At 44.8% G+C, this 14430-nt stretch carries 21 protein-coding genes; 5 read left to right on the top strand and 16 right to left on the bottom strand.

Features of this window, described 5'->3' with window-relative positions:
• Positions 1-156: 156 nt before the first annotated feature.
• Both cpdB and R7P74_RS07830 read left to right on the top strand, forming a co-directional pair.
• Positions 157-2118, top strand: coding sequence for a 2',3'-cyclic-nucleotide 2'-phosphodiesterase (gene cpdB, locus R7P74_RS07835; RefSeq protein ID WP_225473401.1), 1962 nt, complete (start codon positions 157-159; stop codon positions 2116-2118).
• Between the two features lie 97 nt (positions 2119-2215).
• Complete coding sequence (locus R7P74_RS07830; RefSeq protein WP_213871821.1) at positions 2216-2794, top strand: Crp/Fnr family transcriptional regulator; 579 nt, start codon at positions 2216-2218, stop codon at positions 2792-2794.
• 54 nt (positions 2795-2848) lie between these two features.
• Here the strand turns inward: R7P74_RS07830 and dbpA are convergent, their stop codons facing one another.
• Positions 2849-4228 carry an ATP-dependent RNA helicase DbpA gene (dbpA, locus tag R7P74_RS07825; RefSeq protein ID WP_005379583.1) on the bottom strand — a complete coding sequence of 460 codons (1380 nt, stop codon included), beginning with the start codon at positions 4226-4228 and terminating at the stop codon, positions 2849-2851.
• Positions 4229-4370: 142 nt separating this feature from the next.
• On the opposite strand from dbpA, the gene R7P74_RS07820 reads away from it, so the two are divergent.
• On the top strand, positions 4371-4832 hold the full coding sequence (locus tag R7P74_RS07820; RefSeq protein ID WP_017820295.1) for a GNAT family N-acetyltransferase: 462 nt from the start codon (positions 4371-4373) through the stop codon (positions 4830-4832).
• 91 nt (positions 4833-4923) lie between these two features.
• Here the strand turns inward: R7P74_RS07820 and R7P74_RS07815 are convergent, their stop codons facing one another.
• Entirely contained in the window at positions 4924-5520 is a 597-nt protein-coding gene (locus R7P74_RS07815) for a LysM-like peptidoglycan-binding domain-containing protein (RefSeq protein ID WP_017820296.1), read from the bottom strand.
• A gap of 232 nt (positions 5521-5752) precedes the next feature.
• Here R7P74_RS07815 and R7P74_RS07810 point away from each other — a divergent pair, with 232 nt between their 5' ends.
• Both R7P74_RS07810 and R7P74_RS07805 read left to right on the top strand, forming a co-directional pair.
• The gene (locus R7P74_RS07810; RefSeq protein ID WP_005383137.1) at positions 5753-6373 is read left to right on the top strand and encodes an FKBP-type peptidyl-prolyl cis-trans isomerase; all 621 of its coding nucleotides are present in this window, start codon (positions 5753-5755) and stop codon (positions 6371-6373) included.
• Positions 6374-6526: 153 nt separating this feature from the next.
• Complete coding sequence (locus tag R7P74_RS07805) at positions 6527-7006, top strand: DUF2780 domain-containing protein (RefSeq protein WP_017820297.1); 480 nt, start codon at positions 6527-6529, stop codon at positions 7004-7006.
• 135 nt (positions 7007-7141) lie between these two features.
• Here the strand turns inward: R7P74_RS07805 and rplQ are convergent, their stop codons facing one another.
• From rplQ to rpsN, 14 genes are all read right to left on the bottom strand, one after another.
• Positions 7142-7522: a 50S ribosomal protein L17 gene (rplQ, locus tag R7P74_RS07800; RefSeq protein WP_005383141.1), complete on the bottom strand. Its 381-nt coding sequence runs from the start codon at positions 7520-7522 to the stop codon at positions 7142-7144.
• A gap of 26 nt (positions 7523-7548) precedes the next feature.
• Positions 7549-8541, bottom strand: a complete 993-nt coding sequence (locus R7P74_RS07795; RefSeq protein ID WP_005383143.1) for a DNA-directed RNA polymerase subunit alpha — start codon at positions 8539-8541, stop codon at positions 7549-7551.
• A 24-nt stretch (positions 8542-8565) separates the two neighbouring features.
• Entirely contained in the window at positions 8566-9186 is a 621-nt protein-coding gene (gene rpsD, locus R7P74_RS07790) for a 30S ribosomal protein S4 (RefSeq protein ID WP_005383146.1), read from the bottom strand.
• 27 nt (positions 9187-9213) lie between these two features.
• Positions 9214-9603, bottom strand: a complete 390-nt coding sequence (gene rpsK, locus R7P74_RS07785) for a 30S ribosomal protein S11 (RefSeq protein WP_001118870.1) — start codon at positions 9601-9603, stop codon at positions 9214-9216.
• 18 nt (positions 9604-9621) lie between these two features.
• A complete protein-coding gene (rpsM, locus tag R7P74_RS07780) occupies positions 9622-9978 on the bottom strand; it encodes a 30S ribosomal protein S13 (protein WP_005383154.1) in 357 nt (118 codons plus the stop codon).
• Positions 9979-10127: 149 nt separating this feature from the next.
• The gene (gene rpmJ / locus R7P74_RS07775; RefSeq protein ID WP_000868186.1) at positions 10128-10241 is read right to left on the bottom strand and encodes a 50S ribosomal protein L36; all 114 of its coding nucleotides are present in this window, start codon (positions 10239-10241) and stop codon (positions 10128-10130) included.
• Between the two features lie 38 nt (positions 10242-10279).
• Positions 10280-11614 carry a preprotein translocase subunit SecY gene (gene secY / locus R7P74_RS07770; RefSeq protein ID WP_005379562.1) on the bottom strand — a complete coding sequence of 445 codons (1335 nt, stop codon included), beginning with the start codon at positions 11612-11614 and terminating at the stop codon, positions 10280-10282.
• A 20-nt stretch (positions 11615-11634) separates the two neighbouring features.
• Positions 11635-12069: a 50S ribosomal protein L15 gene (rplO, locus tag R7P74_RS07765; protein WP_005383155.1), complete on the bottom strand. Its 435-nt coding sequence runs from the start codon at positions 12067-12069 to the stop codon at positions 11635-11637.
• Positions 12070-12074: 5 nt separating this feature from the next.
• Complete coding sequence (gene rpmD, locus R7P74_RS07760; protein ID WP_005379565.1) at positions 12075-12251, bottom strand: 50S ribosomal protein L30; 177 nt, start codon at positions 12249-12251, stop codon at positions 12075-12077.
• Between the two features lie 7 nt (positions 12252-12258).
• Complete coding sequence (gene rpsE / locus R7P74_RS07755) at positions 12259-12762, bottom strand: 30S ribosomal protein S5 (protein ID WP_004745894.1); 504 nt, start codon at positions 12760-12762, stop codon at positions 12259-12261.
• Positions 12763-12776: 14 nt separating this feature from the next.
• A complete protein-coding gene (gene rplR, locus R7P74_RS07750) occupies positions 12777-13130 on the bottom strand; it encodes a 50S ribosomal protein L18 (protein WP_005379568.1) in 354 nt (117 codons plus the stop codon).
• Between the two features lie 9 nt (positions 13131-13139).
• Positions 13140-13673, bottom strand: coding sequence for a 50S ribosomal protein L6 (gene rplF, locus R7P74_RS07745; RefSeq protein WP_005379570.1), 534 nt, complete (start codon positions 13671-13673; stop codon positions 13140-13142).
• A gap of 13 nt (positions 13674-13686) precedes the next feature.
• Complete coding sequence (rpsH, locus tag R7P74_RS07740) at positions 13687-14079, bottom strand: 30S ribosomal protein S8 (RefSeq protein ID WP_005379572.1); 393 nt, start codon at positions 14077-14079, stop codon at positions 13687-13689.
• Between the two features lie 29 nt (positions 14080-14108).
• Entirely contained in the window at positions 14109-14414 is a 306-nt protein-coding gene (gene rpsN / locus R7P74_RS07735; RefSeq protein WP_004410442.1) for a 30S ribosomal protein S14, read from the bottom strand.
• Between the last annotated feature and the right edge of the window lie 16 nt (positions 14415-14430).

Genomic DNA, 14430 nt, shown 5'->3' with positions numbered 1-14430 from the left:
CTCATTCAAAAGCGTGAAAAAGTCGGCGGTTAATATGAATAAGGTTCAGTAAACTGATTAATGTTCACAGTTTTCTGTATCTTTATCATCGAGTTGCATCTGTGTTTGATACATTACGCAGTACGATTTCCCCTTATCATTGAATTGGAGCACCAAATGAAAGTGGCAGTTCATCCTATTTCCCTCGCAGTATTAAGTGGCATGCTAACGCTTGCTGGCCCAACAATGGCCGATACCATCAAGCTTCGTATTATCGAAACCACCGACATTCACACCAACGTGATGGATTACGATTACTACAAAGACCAACCATCACAGCAAATCGGTTTAAGTCGCGCAGCGACAATAGTGAAACAAGCTAAGTCCGAGACAGAAAACACGGTACTAGTAGATAACGGTGATTTAATTCAGGGCAGCCCAATGGGCGATTACATGGCGGCAAAGGGGATTAATCCCGGCGACGTGCACCCAGTCTACAAAGCGATGAACAAGCTAGACTACGATGTGGGCAACATTGGCAATCATGAGTTCAACTATGGCTTAGATTTCCTACAAACGACGTTGAAGGGGGCAAACTTCCCTTACATCAATGCAAACGTATTTGATAAACAAACCGGTGAGCATTACTTCAAGCCTTACCTCATCAAAACTCACACATTTAAAGACACAGACGGCGAAGCGCATCAAATAAAAGTGGGTTACATCGGCTTTGTACCACCACAAATTATGGTATGGGATAAGAAGAACTTAGAAGGCAAAGTCTTTGCTAAAGACATTAAGGAAACAGCAGAGAAACTGATTCCTCAAATGAAGAAAGAAGGCGCAGACGTGATTGTGGCGATTCCACACTCGGGCATTTCTACTGATCCATACAAACTAGGCGCTGAAAACTCTGTTTACTACCTCACAGAAGTTGAAGGTATTGATGCGATTGCTTTTGGCCACTCTCACGCCGTCTTCCCAGGGAAAGACTTCGCAAACCTACCTGGTGTTGATATAGATAAAGGGACCATCAATGGTGTAACGTCCGTGATGCCGGGTCGCTGGGGAAGTCACGTAGGTGTGATGGATTTGATGCTGAAAGAGAAAGACGGCAGATGGCAAGTCATCGAAGGCCAAGCAGAAGCACGCCCTATCTTCGATAAAGTAAATAAGAAGTCATTAGCTAAAGCCGATGAAGATATTGTGAAAGCGTTAGAAGAAGATCACAAAGGCACTCGTGAATTTGTAAACCAACCAATCGGCAAAGCAAATGATGTCATGTACAGCTTCTTGGCATTAGTGCAGGACGACCCCACCATTCAAATCGTTAACCTTGCTCAGAAAGACTACGTAGAACGCTTTATTCAAGGCGACCCAGACCTTTCTGACATTCCAGTACTGAGTGCGGCAGCACCATTTAAAGTCGGCGGTCGTAAGAACGATCCGAATAACTTTACAGAAGTAGAATCCGGTCAGCTCACCTTTCGTAATGCGGCCGATCTTTACTTATACCCAAACACCTTGGTTGCGATGAAAGTGAAAGGTAAAGAAGTTCGCGAATGGCTAGAGTGCAGTGCGGGTCAATTCAACCACATCGACATCAACAATCCTAAACCGCAATCTTTGATTGATTGGGATAATTTCCGTACTTACAACTTCGATGTTATTGATGGGGTTAACTACCAAATCGACGTTACCCAACCGCCGAAGTACGATGCGGATTGTAAAGTGATTAATCCAGATTCTCAGCGTATTGTGAACCTGACGTTCAACGGTAAGCCTTTCAATCCGAAGCAAGATTTCATCATCGCAACCAATAACTACCGTGCTTATAGCAATACTTTCCCTGGTACAGGCCCAGATTTCATTGCGTTTGACGCACCAGATGAAAACCGCTCTGTCGTCGCCACTTATATTTCTCGCGTGAGTGAAGAAAAAGGAGAAGTGACACCAAGCGCTGACAACAACTGGTCTTTCGCACCGATTAAGTCCGATAACAAGCTAGATATTCGTTTCGAAACCTCCCCTAGCGATAAAGCGGCGCAGTTCATCAAAGAGAAAGGACAATACCCAATGAAACGCGTGTCAACAGACGACATTGGTTTCGCAATTTATCAAATCGATCTGAATAAATAAGGTTGATTTGACAACAACACTAAGCGGCTCTCATGAGCCGCTTTTTTGTTATCAATAAAACCCGTTAAAATAAAGAAAACCGTTTCTGAGTTATCACATGCACAGCGATCTTTTTTCAGACTTAGTCAAACATGGCTTTTTAGAGACAGAAGCAAACCAACTTATTGAAAATGGTGAGTTGCTCGAACTGCCTACACGCCACATTCTTAATCACCAAGGGGAGTTTAGCTCACACCTTTACTTCATCATTGAGGGGTTATGCCACGCAAGCTATCTTACTGAGCACGGCAAAGAATTCAGTAAAGAATTTTATTGGGAGAAGGACTGGGTTATCGGGTTTGAGAGCATAATAAAGGACCAACCTTCGCCTTACTTATTGGAAACGCTGAGCGCTTGTCAGCTATTTTGCTTGCCAATTGAAACGTTGCATCACTGGCGAGCAGAAAAGCACGCCATTTACTTAAAGCTACTCGAAAACCAACTGATTAATAAAGAGAACAAAGAACGCTTTATGTTGCTCTACTCTCCAGAAGAACGATATCAATTATTTTGCGCTCATTACCCAGATTTAAAGCAACGTATTACCGATAGTCAAATTGCGGCCTACCTCGGCATTACGCCAATCAGTTTGAGCCGAATCAAAGCGCGCTTAACCAAAGATCACACTCTCAAATAAACTCAAAAAAGAAAAAAGCTCTTCAAACGAAGAGCTTTTTCTCTGCTATTTGAGCTATTTAAGAATTCGCGCCCGGAATTGGCGCCCTTTCATCTTGCCGTTACTAATGGTCTGTAGAGCCTTTTTAGCCACAGACTTTTCGACGGCAACATAAGCGCGTACAGGGAACAGGTGAATCTTTCCGACTTGAGAGCCTGGAATACCATTTTTTCCTGTCAAACAACCTAAAATATCACCCGGTCGTACTTTCTGTTTCTTACCGCCATCAATGTTAATCGTAACCATCTTCGCTTGGTATGGCTGCTGATTTGATTTGGCAGGCAATGTTGCTGGTACCACGTCCATCTCTAGGTATTCTTCAATACGAGCTACACGTAAACCGTCTTTCTCACCAAAAAAGCTGAACGCTAAACCTTTACTACCCGCACGACCTGTACGACCAATACGGTGCACATGAACCTCAGGATCGCGCGATAGCTCAAAGTTAAAGACAGCATCAAGATTATCAACGTCCAAACCACGCGCTGCAACGTCTGTTGCAACAAGGATAGACACACTCTTGTTAGCAAACTGCACCAATGCTTGGTCGCGTTCACGCTGCTCTAAGTCCCCATGGATATCGATAACGCTGAATCCTTTGTGATGCAACTCATCTGCGACACTTTGCACTTCTTTTTTGGTATTACAAAAAACCACCGCGGACTCTGGCTGGTGAGTCAGCAGCAAATTCGCCAATGCTTCATCACGTGCTTCCGAGCCTTCAACTTTATAGAAGTACTGCGCAATGCTTGAGGTATCATGCGTCGATTCCACCTTAATCACTTCCGGTGTCTGCATTATACGCTGCGCAATTTGCTCAATTTTTTCTGGAAAAGTAGCACTGAAAAGTAGAGTTTGACGCTGCTTTGGCGCTGCATCGATGATTGCATCTAATGCGTCTTGGAACCCCATGTCCAACATGCGATCAGCTTCATCTAGCACCAAGGTATTCAGTTCGCTAAGATCAATTCGGCCTTTTTCAAGGTGATCCAAAATACGACCAGGAGTACCAACTAGGATATGCGCACCATGCTCCAGCGAACCAATTTGTGGCCCCATAGGCATCCCACCGCAGAGAGTAAGCACTTTAATATTATGAATGCCGCGACCTAAAGTACGAATTTCCTTCGCTACTTGGTCTGCAAGCTCACGCGTTGGACACAATACTAATGACTGGACACGAAAGCGTTTGACGTTGAGGTTCGATAAAACCCCTAAACCAAATGCAGCGGTTTTACCTGAGCCCGTTTTACCCTGCCCGATGACATCACGATGTTTTAGGATTGCAGGCAAGCTCAAAGCTTGAATTGGCGTCATGTGGGTATAGTTCAGGGAATCAAGTGTGGCAAGTAACGCTGGGTTAAGCCCTACTTGATCGAATGTTTGTTTGCTCACGGGGATATCCTCAGGTGAGATGGAAAGAGGGCACATTATCACCAGATTTGGTGGGAAAACCAGTGCTAATTAACCTTTGTTAATGAGTATGAGCTCAAAACAAAGTAAAGTCAGTCACTCTATTCTCATTACGGATGACAACATGCTCACTTGGATTACTTTGCCCTTTGCTCAGCTAACAACCACACAGCTGTATGAAATGATGAAATTGCGTGTGGATGTATTCGTTGTTGAACAAACCTGCCCTTATCCTGAACTTGATGGTAAGGACACACTCGAAGGCGTTTATCATCTAATAGGCTATCACGGTGATGAACTGGTTGCTTGCGCACGATTACTGCCCGCAGGCACTACGTATGACAATGTGAGTATTGGTCGAGTGGTGACAAAGCAGACCGCGCGAGGCGGTGGCTTAGGTCATAAGTTATTGGACAAGGCATTGGCACAATGCGAAACATTATGGCCAGGGCAGACAATAGATATAGGTGCTCAAGAACACCTCATCCAGTTTTATGCAAGTCATGGATTCAAGGTTATCTCAGAGTGCTACCTTGAAGATGGTATCCCTCATGTGGATATGCGGAAAGAATCCGTAGCGCTATAAGTTTCAATTCGATTGGTTACTATGAAAACTAATCGAATTAAAAAACTAACTAAAAAGACGCGATATATTCGCGTCTTTTCATTTGAAGCGTTTACTTGTTACGCCCAAAGGTCCCATCCGACAAACGGAAAAACATAACGGACCGCCCACTTTTTTCCAGCTGTAGCATATCTAACTCGCCTTCGTCACTAAGCTTAAAGCGAATCAACTGTCCCTGCTTTATTTGGCTTAGCGGCTTATCACTGCCTTCTATTTTGACCAGAGCGCTAAGATCCGCCATAGAGAGCTGATTACTTCTGAAAACCTGCGCTAATGTATCACCATTTTTAACCGTGTACTCTTTCCAGTCTTCAGATTTCGGTCCAGAGTTCTGAGAGGTTCTCTGCTGGCTTAAACTCTGCGCGTTCAGCTCAATCGCTACGCGTTGATGATCGACCTCAGTCTGCTCAACTGGTTGATCTGTTTTATTTGGCAAAGGAATAACAAGGAGTACCAGAATCAATGGCACTAAGACCATCAAAGCACGCTGATGAAATTTAGGCAGACGCAACCAAAACTGCTTAACAGGCTGTATACGCTCCAACCATTGCTCTTTGTTGAACGGCTGCTTCCAGTCGATAGCAGCGAATTTTTGTTTAACCAATTCGACATAGTCGACTTGCTGCTTTTTCTTTCTGCGACGATTCATTGTAATGAGTCCCTTAATACTTCTACGGTCAGTATAAAAATACCGACGCGGAGAGTATATGTTTTTCACCAAACTAAAATGGAATTGGGATTAAATTAGCAGAAATTTCACTTGGAGTAAGAGATAAGTCACAACCTGGCCGCCTCAATTAAGCATTCAGTCGCAATCATTTAAACCTAAGCTCGAAACTGATATCCTGTTACCTTTATCACTCCTAATAAGAGCGACATTCATGTCTGAAATTAAATTTGAAACTGCAGAACAAAAAGCAAGCTACGGCATTGGTCTGCAAATGGGTCAGCAACTTGCAGGCTCTGGTCTTGAAGGTCTTAGCGTTGATGCTATCGCAGCGGGTATTGCAACAGCACTAACTGGTGACATGCCATCAATCGAAATTGATGAAATCAACAAAGCACTACAAGAACTTCACACTCGTGCAGAAACAGCTCGCCAAGAAGCAGCAAAAATTGCGGCAGCAGAAGGCGAAGCGTTCCTAAAAGACAACGCTCTACGACCTGAAGTTAACGTTCTAGACTCTGGTCTTCAGTACGAAATCATTTCTGAAGGTACTGGTGCAGTTCCTACAGCAGAAAGCTCAGTTCGCGTTCACTACCACGGTGAGCTAACTGACGGTACTGTATTCGATAGCTCTGTATCTCGCGGTCAACCTGCTGAATTCCCTGTTACAGGTGTAATCAAAGGTTGGGTAGAGGCACTACAACTAATGCCTGTTGGCTCTAAGTGGAAGCTATACGTACCACAAGATCTTGCGTACGGTGAGCGTGGCGCTGGTGCGGCTATCCCTCCATTTGCAGCTTTAGTTTTCGAAGTAGAACTATTAGATATTATCTAATTGAAACCATTTTCAATTATGATTAAATAAAACGGCGCACTAGCGCCGTTTTTTTGTCTAAACTGAATAAACTTTCTCACCTCTGAACCTTTCACTCTGATAGCCTTTAAAAATAAAATCACTTTTAAAAAACGCTCAACCTTTGGAGGTACTATGCGTAAAACACTCCTAACTCTAGCACTCCTATCAATCAACATTGGTAGTGCGCACGCATTCTTAGATTCAGTCACTCAAAAAAGTAAAGAAAGTGGCCTGATGGACATGGTCGGCAGCAGCTTGAACACCGAGTCGTCTCCATTAACAGACATGCTAACTAGCCAATTACCAGTATCCACTGAGCAAGCAGCCGGAGGCAGTGGTGCACTACTCGCTTTGGCTCAAAGCCAGCTTTCGCAAGAAAATAGTAGTGAATTACAGTCTTTGATTCCTGGACTTTCAAACTTGCAAGGAGCACAAAGCTTACTAGGAAATATTGAGAATATCAGTGCAGTAAAAAGTGCATTCGATACGTTAGGTTTAGACCCATCTATGATCAGTCAGTTTGCTCCAGTAATCTTGGATTACTTGAACAAGCAAGGCGCTAGCGAAGGGCTTCTAAGTTCGTTGGGCGGGTTGTGGAATACTAGTAAATAAGCGTAAGTGATAATCACTTTTTAAATTGCCAGTCTGCATCGGTTGAAATAAATGCAGGCTGGATATAAAGGTTTACTGAATTACAGATACAAAAAAGCCGAGCTAATGCTCGGCTTTCTCGTTCTTACGAACTGATTACTCAGCAGCTTCTTCAGCAGCTGGGCGATCTACAAGCTCAATGTAAGCCATTGGAGCTTTATCACCAGCACGGAAGCCAGCTTTTAGGATACGAGTGTAACCGCCCTGACGAGCAGCAAAACGTGGACCTAGTTCGTTAAATAGTTTTGCAACTACTTCGTTGTCACGAGTACGTGCAAATGCTAGACGACGGTTAGCAACACTGTCAGTCTTAGCTAGTGTAATCAAAGGCTCAACTACGCGACGTAGCTCTTTTGCTTTTGGCAAAGTAGTCTTGATAACTTCATGACGTACTAGAGAGCTAGCCATGTTGCTGAACATCGCTTTGCGATGTGAGCTGTTGCGGTTGAGTTGACGACCACTCTTACGATGGCGCATGACCTAATCCTTCTAACTAGTATCGATTAATCTTCAGCGATTGATGCAGGTGGCCAGTTTTCTAGGCGCATGCCCAGAGACAGACCACGTGACGCAAGTACGTCTTTAATCTCAGTAAGAGATTTTTTACCAAGGTTAGGCGTTTTAAGTAGCTCAACCTCAGTACGTTGTACTAGATCACCGATGTAGTGAATCGCTTCTGCTTTCAGACAGTTAGCAGAGCGAACTGTTAGTTCAAGATCGTCTACAGGACGCAGTAGGATCGGATCGAATTCTGGCTTCTCTTCCTTCTCCTCAGGAACTCGTACATCACGAAGATCTACGAATGCATCCAATTGTTCAGCTAGGATTGTAGCTGCACGACGGATTGCTTCCTCAGGTTCTAGAGTACCGTTTGTTTCCATATCGATAACAAGCTTGTCTAGATCAGTACGCTGTTCTACACGAGCTGCTTCTACAGCGTAGGCAATTTTGTCTACTGGGCTGTAAGTAGCATCTACTAGTAGGCGACCGATAGGACGCTCGTCTTCTTCGTTATGGATACGCGCAGAAGCTGGAACATAACCACGACCACGTTCAACTTTGATACGCATTGCGATCTCAGCGTTGTCATCCGTTAGGTGACAAATTACGTGTTCAGGGTTAGCGATCTCTACATCACCATCATGGGTGATGTCACCTGCAACCACAGGGCCCGAGCCTGATTTGTTCAAAGTAATGAACACTTCATCTTTGCCTTCGGCAACGCGCACAGCCAAACCTTTAAGGTTTAGAAGAATTTCAAGAATATCTTCTTGAACGCCTTCTTTCGTGCTGTACTCATGAAGTACGCCTTCAATTTCTACTTCTGTTACAGCACAACCTGGCATAGAAGATAGAAGGATGCGGCGAAGTGCATTACCCAGAGTATGACCAAAGCCACGCTCTAATGGCTCAAGAGTTACTTTTGCGTGAGTCGAGCTGATTTGTTCGATGTCAACTAGACGTGGCTTAAGAAATTCTGTTACAGAACCCTGCATTGTGTCCTCTCTTTAGTTTAAACCTTACTTAGAGTAAAGCTCGACGATCAATTGTTCGTTGATGTCAGCTGATAGATCAGAACGCTCAGGCATACGCTTGAATGTACCTTCCATCTTGCCACCATCTACTTCAATCCAAGTTGGTTTTTCACGTTGTTCAGCAACTTCTAGAGCTGCTTTGATACGAGCTTGCTGTTTAGCTTTCTCGCGAATAGAAACAACGTCATTAGCCGCTACTTTGAAAGAAGGAACGTTTACAACTTTACCGTTTACTAGGATAGCTTTGTGGCTAACTAGCTGACGTGCTTCTGCGCGAGTTGCGCCAAAGCCCATGCGGTAAACTACGTTATCAAGACGACCTTCAAGAAGCTGAAGTAGGTTTTCACCAGTGTTGCCTTTTAGGCGAGCAGCTTCTTTGTAGTAGTTACGGAATTGTTTTTCTAGAACGCCGTACATACGACGTACTTTTTGCTTCTCACGAAGCTGAACGCCATACTCAGATAGACGACCGCGACGAGCGCCGTGTACACCTGGTGCGTTATCAATTTTACACTTGGTATCGATCGCGCGAACACCAGACTTAAGGAATAAGTCAGTGCCTTCACGACGGCTAAGCTTCAGCTTAGGACCCAAATATCTTGCCATGATTCTTCTCCAATTGTCCTAGAAACGCTATACGCGACGTTTCTTAGGTGGACGACAACCGTTATGAGGGATTGGTGTAGCATCAACGATGTTTGTGATGCGGAAACCAGCGGCGTTTAGTGCACGAACAGTAGATTCGCGACCTGGACCAGGACCCTTAACCATAACTTCCAAGTTCTTTAGGCCGTATTCTTTAGCCATTTCAGCACAACGCTCAGCAGCAACCTGTGCAGCGAACGGAGTAGACTTACGAGAACCACGGAAACCAGAACCACCTGCAGTAGCCCATGCAAGAGCGTTACCTTGACGGTCAGTAATGGTTACGATTGTGTTATTGAAAGAAGCATGGATGTGCGCAACGCCATCTGCAACTTGCTTGCGTACGCGCTTACGAGCGCGAGTTGGTTGTTTAGCCATTGTACTCTACCTTCCCGATTATTTCTTGATCGGCTTACGCGGACCCTTACGGGTGCGAGCGTTGGTTTTAGTACGCTGTCCACGTAGTGGTAGACTGCGACGATGACGAAGACCACGGTAACAGCCAAGGTCCATAAGACGCTTGATGTTCATAGATACTTCACGACGTAGATCACCTTCTACAGTGTACTTAGCTACACCATCACGCAGTTGATCGATCTGCTCTTCAGTTAGTTCACTGATCTTAACATTTTCAGCAATACCCACTTCAGCTAGGATAGCTTGAGAGCGAGTTTTACCGATGCCGTAGATCGCTGTTAGAGCGATTACTGCATGTTTCTGATCAGGAATGTTAATGCCTGCTATACGGGCCATTATTCACTCCTAAGTGTTTCTATAAAAGAATTAGCCGCAGCAAAGCCCGTTATGGATACGCTGCGGAATACTACTTCTTTTGCACGCAAAAGGTAGGCCGAGGAATATACTCGACCCAACCTTCATTTTCAAGTAAAAATTTCTGCTAATTAGCCTTGGCGCTGTTTGTGCTTTGGCTCACTGCAAATCACGCGAACGACACCGTTACGCTTGATTACTTTACAGTTACGGCAGATTTTTTTAACGGAAGCACGAACTTTCATTGCTAAACTCCGTAAATGAAACTGAGTCTACCGCCGGATTAACGGCCGTAGCCTTTCAGATTCGCTTTCTTCAACACAGAATCATACTGTTGAGACATCAGATGAGTCTGTACCTGTGCCATAAAGTCCATAATTACAACAACTACGATTAGTAGCGATGTACCGCCGAAGTAGAAACGTACGTTCCACGCGACCATCATGAACTCGGGAATCAGACAGATAAAGGTAATGTACAGTGCACCAGCAAGGGTTAAACGTGTCATTACTTTATCAATGTATTTCGCTGTCTGCTCACCTGGGCGGATACCGGGTACGAATGCACCAGACTTCTTCAAGTTATCTGCTGTTTCACGCGGGTTGAAAACCAACGCCGTGTAGAAGAAACAGAAGAAGATAATTGCTGCTGCATAAAGCATTACATACAACGGTTGACCTGGGCTAAGAGCCAAAGACACGTCAGTTAACCAACCGAACGCGCTGCTCTCACCGTTTTGACCAAACCACTGAGCCAATGTTCCTGGGAACAAGATAATACTTGATGCAAAAATCGCTGGAATTACACCTGCCATGTTAATTTTAAGAGGCAAGTGCGAGCTTTGCGCAGCAAATACTTTACGACCTTGTTGACGTTTCGCATAGTTAACGACGATTCGGCGTTGACCACGTTCCATGAAAACAACGAAGTAAATTACTGCAAAAGCTAATACCGCGATTAGCAACAGAAGAAGTACATGCAATTCACCTTGACGCGCTTGCTCGATTGTTTGACCGATTGCAGAAGGCAATCCAGCAACAATACCTGCAAAAATCAGTATCGAAATACCGTTACCAATTCCGCGCTCTGTAATTTGTTCACCTAACCACATCAAGAACATGGTACCGGTTACTAAACTTACGGTAGCAATTAGCGTAAACATGGTTTGGTTGATAACAACCAGATTGTCGACCATGTTTGGTAGGCCAGTTGCAATACCTATAGCTTGGAAGGTTGCAAGTACAAGCGTGCCGTAGCGTGTGTATTGGCTTATCTTACGACGGCCTGCTTCACCCTCTTTTTTGAGTTCAGCTAACGCTGGATGAACTACAGTTAGCAATTGGACAACAATAGATGCCGAAATATACGGCATGATGCCCAATGCTAATATAGATGCACGCTCAAGAGCACCACCGGAGAACATGTTAAACATTTCAACGATGGTACCTTTTTGCTGTTCGAACAAATCGGCAAGTACAGCAGCGTCAATACCAGGAATCGGCACAAAAGAGCCGGCTCGGAATACTAAAAGTGCACCAATTACGAATAACAAGCGCGACTTTAGTTCACTTAAGCCGCTCTGAGCACTACGAAAATCTTGTCCTGGTTTCTTAGCCATCTGTACCTCGTTCCTCGAGATTATTCCTCGATTTTACCGCCTGCAGCTTCGATTGCAGCTTTAGCGCCTTTAGTCACACGTAGACCTTTAACAGTCACTGCTTTGTTGATTTCACCAGAAAGAACAACTTTTACAAATTCGATGTTCTTAGTGATGATGTTAGCAGCTTTAAGACTGTTTAGATCAACTACGTCACCAGAAACTTTCGCTAGCTCAGCTAGACGAACTTCAGCAGACACTAGGCTCTTACGAGAAGTGAAACCGAATTTTGGTAGACGTTGTTTCAGAGGCATCTGACCGCCTTCGAAACCTGGACGAACACTGCCGCCAGAACGTGATTTTTGACCTTTGTGACCACGGCCACCAGTTTTACCTAGGCCTGAACCGATACCACGACCTACTCGCTTCGCAGAAGTTTTCGCGCCAGCAGCCGGTGCTAGAGTATTCAAACGCATTCTGATTACTCCTCAACTTTAACCATGTAGTAAACCTTGTTGATCATACCGCGAATACACGGAGTATCTTCAAGTTCTACTGTGTGGTTGATTTTACGAAGACCTAGACCGCGCAAAGTAGCTTTGTGCTTTGGCAGACGACCAATTGAGCTTTTAGTTTGAGTTACTTTAATAGTTGCCATGGTGTTCTTACTCCGAAATAGATTCAACAGTTAGACCACGTTTAGCAGCAACCATTTCTGGTGACTTCATGCTACCTAGTGCATCGATCGTTGCACGAACGATGTTGATAGGGTTCGTAGAACCGTACGCTTTAGATAGTACGTTGTGTACACCAGCAACTTCTAGTACTGCACGCATCGCACCACCTGCGATAACACCAGTACCTTCTGCAGCAGGCTGCATGTAAACTTTAGAGCCCGAATGGCGACCTTTCACTGGGTGGTGAAGAGTGCCTTCGTTTAGAGCGATCGTAGTCATGTTACGACGCGCTTTTTCCATTGCTTTTTGAATCGCTGCAGGTACTTCACGAGCTTTGCCGTAACCGAAACCTACACGACCGTTACCGTCACCAACTACTGTTAGTGCAGTGAAGCTCATGATTCGACCACCTTTAACCGTTTTAGAAACACGGTTAACTGCGATTAGCTTTTCTTGCAAATCATTCGCTTGAACTTGTTGTTCTTTAGCCATCTTCCAACCCTACCTTAGAATTTCAGACCAGCTTCGCGAGCAGATTCTGCTAGCGCCGCTACTCGACCGTGGTATTGGAAACCAGAACGATCAAATGCAACTGCAGTTACGCCCTTCTCTAGAGCGCGCTCAGCAATAGCTTTACCCACTGCTTTAGCTGCATCAACGTTACCAGTGTATTTCACTTGCTCACGGATCGCTTTTTCTACAGTAGAAGCTGCTGCGATAACCTCAGAGCCGTTAGCCGCGATAACCTGTGCGTACACGTGACGAGGAGTACGGTGTACAACTAGGCGAGTCGCACCCAGTTCTGCAATCTTACGACGTGCACGTGTAGCACGACGGATGCGAGATGCTTTCTTATCCATAGTGTTACCTTACTTCTTCTTAGCTTCTTTAGTACGCACATTTTCATCTGCGTAACGAACACCTTTGCCTTTGTATGGCTCAGGCTCACGGTAAGAACGAATGTCAGCCGCAACTTGACCAACTAGTTGCTTGTCAGCACCAGTGATCACGATTTCAGTTTGGCTTGGACATTCAGCTTTAATACCCGCTGGCAACTCGTGCTCAACTGGGTGTGAGAAGCCTAGTGTTAGACCTACAGCGTTGCCTTTGATAGCAGCACGGTAACCTACACCTTTAAGAGTTAGCTTCTTAGTAAAGCCTTCAGTAACACCAACAACCATGTTGTTAACTAGAGCGCGAGCAGTACCTGCTTGAGCCCATGCGTTAGCAACACCTTCTTTAGGACCGAAAGTCAGGTTATTTTCTTCCTGAGCGATTACAACTGCGTTGTTAAGAACGCGAGTTAGTTCGCCTTTCGCACCTTTTACAGTGATTTCTTGGCCGTTTAGTTTCACCTCTACGCCAGCTGGAATAGCGACAGGTGCTTTTGCAACACGAGACATAGTCTACTCCTTATTAAGCTACGTAAGCGATGATTTCACCACCAAGACCTGCTTTACGTGCAGCGCGGTCTGACATAAGACCCTTGGAAGTAGAAACGATAGCAATACCAAGACCACCCATTACAGAAGGAAGTTCATCTTTCTTCTTGTAAACACGTAGACCTGGACGAGAAACACGTTTAAGTTGCTCGATTACTGGTTTAGCTTGGAAGTACTTAAGTGTAACTTCTAGCTCAGGTTTTGCTTCGCCTTCAACAGCGAAGTCAACGATGTAACCTTCAGCTTTTAGTAGTGCAGCAATTGCAACTTTAAGCTTTGAAGAAGGCATTTTTACAGCAACTTTGTTTGCTGCCTGACCGTTACGAACGCGGGTCAGCATATCCGAAATCGGATCTTGCATGCTCATATGATTTACTCCAAATGATTAAGTGGCAATTACCAGCTAGCCTTACGAAGACCCGGAATCTCGCCTTTCATGCAAGCTTCACGAACCTTAATACGGCTTAGACCGAACTTACGTAGGTAACCGTGTGGACGACCAGTTTGGTTGCAACGGTTGCGCTGACGTGATGCACTTGAATCACGTGGAAGAGATTGCAGTGTAAGAACCGCGTTCCAACGATCTTCTTCAGATGCGTTTACATCGCTGATGATAGCTTTTAGCGCTGCACGCTTTTCAGCGAACTTAGCTACTAGCTTCGCACGTTTTGCTTCACGTGCTTTCATTGAATTTTTAGCCATAACAGTAACCCTTCAC

The organism is Vibrio sp. 2033, assembly GCF_033339735.1.
The sequence above is the reverse complement of the archived record's forward strand: the minus strand, read 5'-3'. Positions and strand labels throughout refer to the sequence as shown.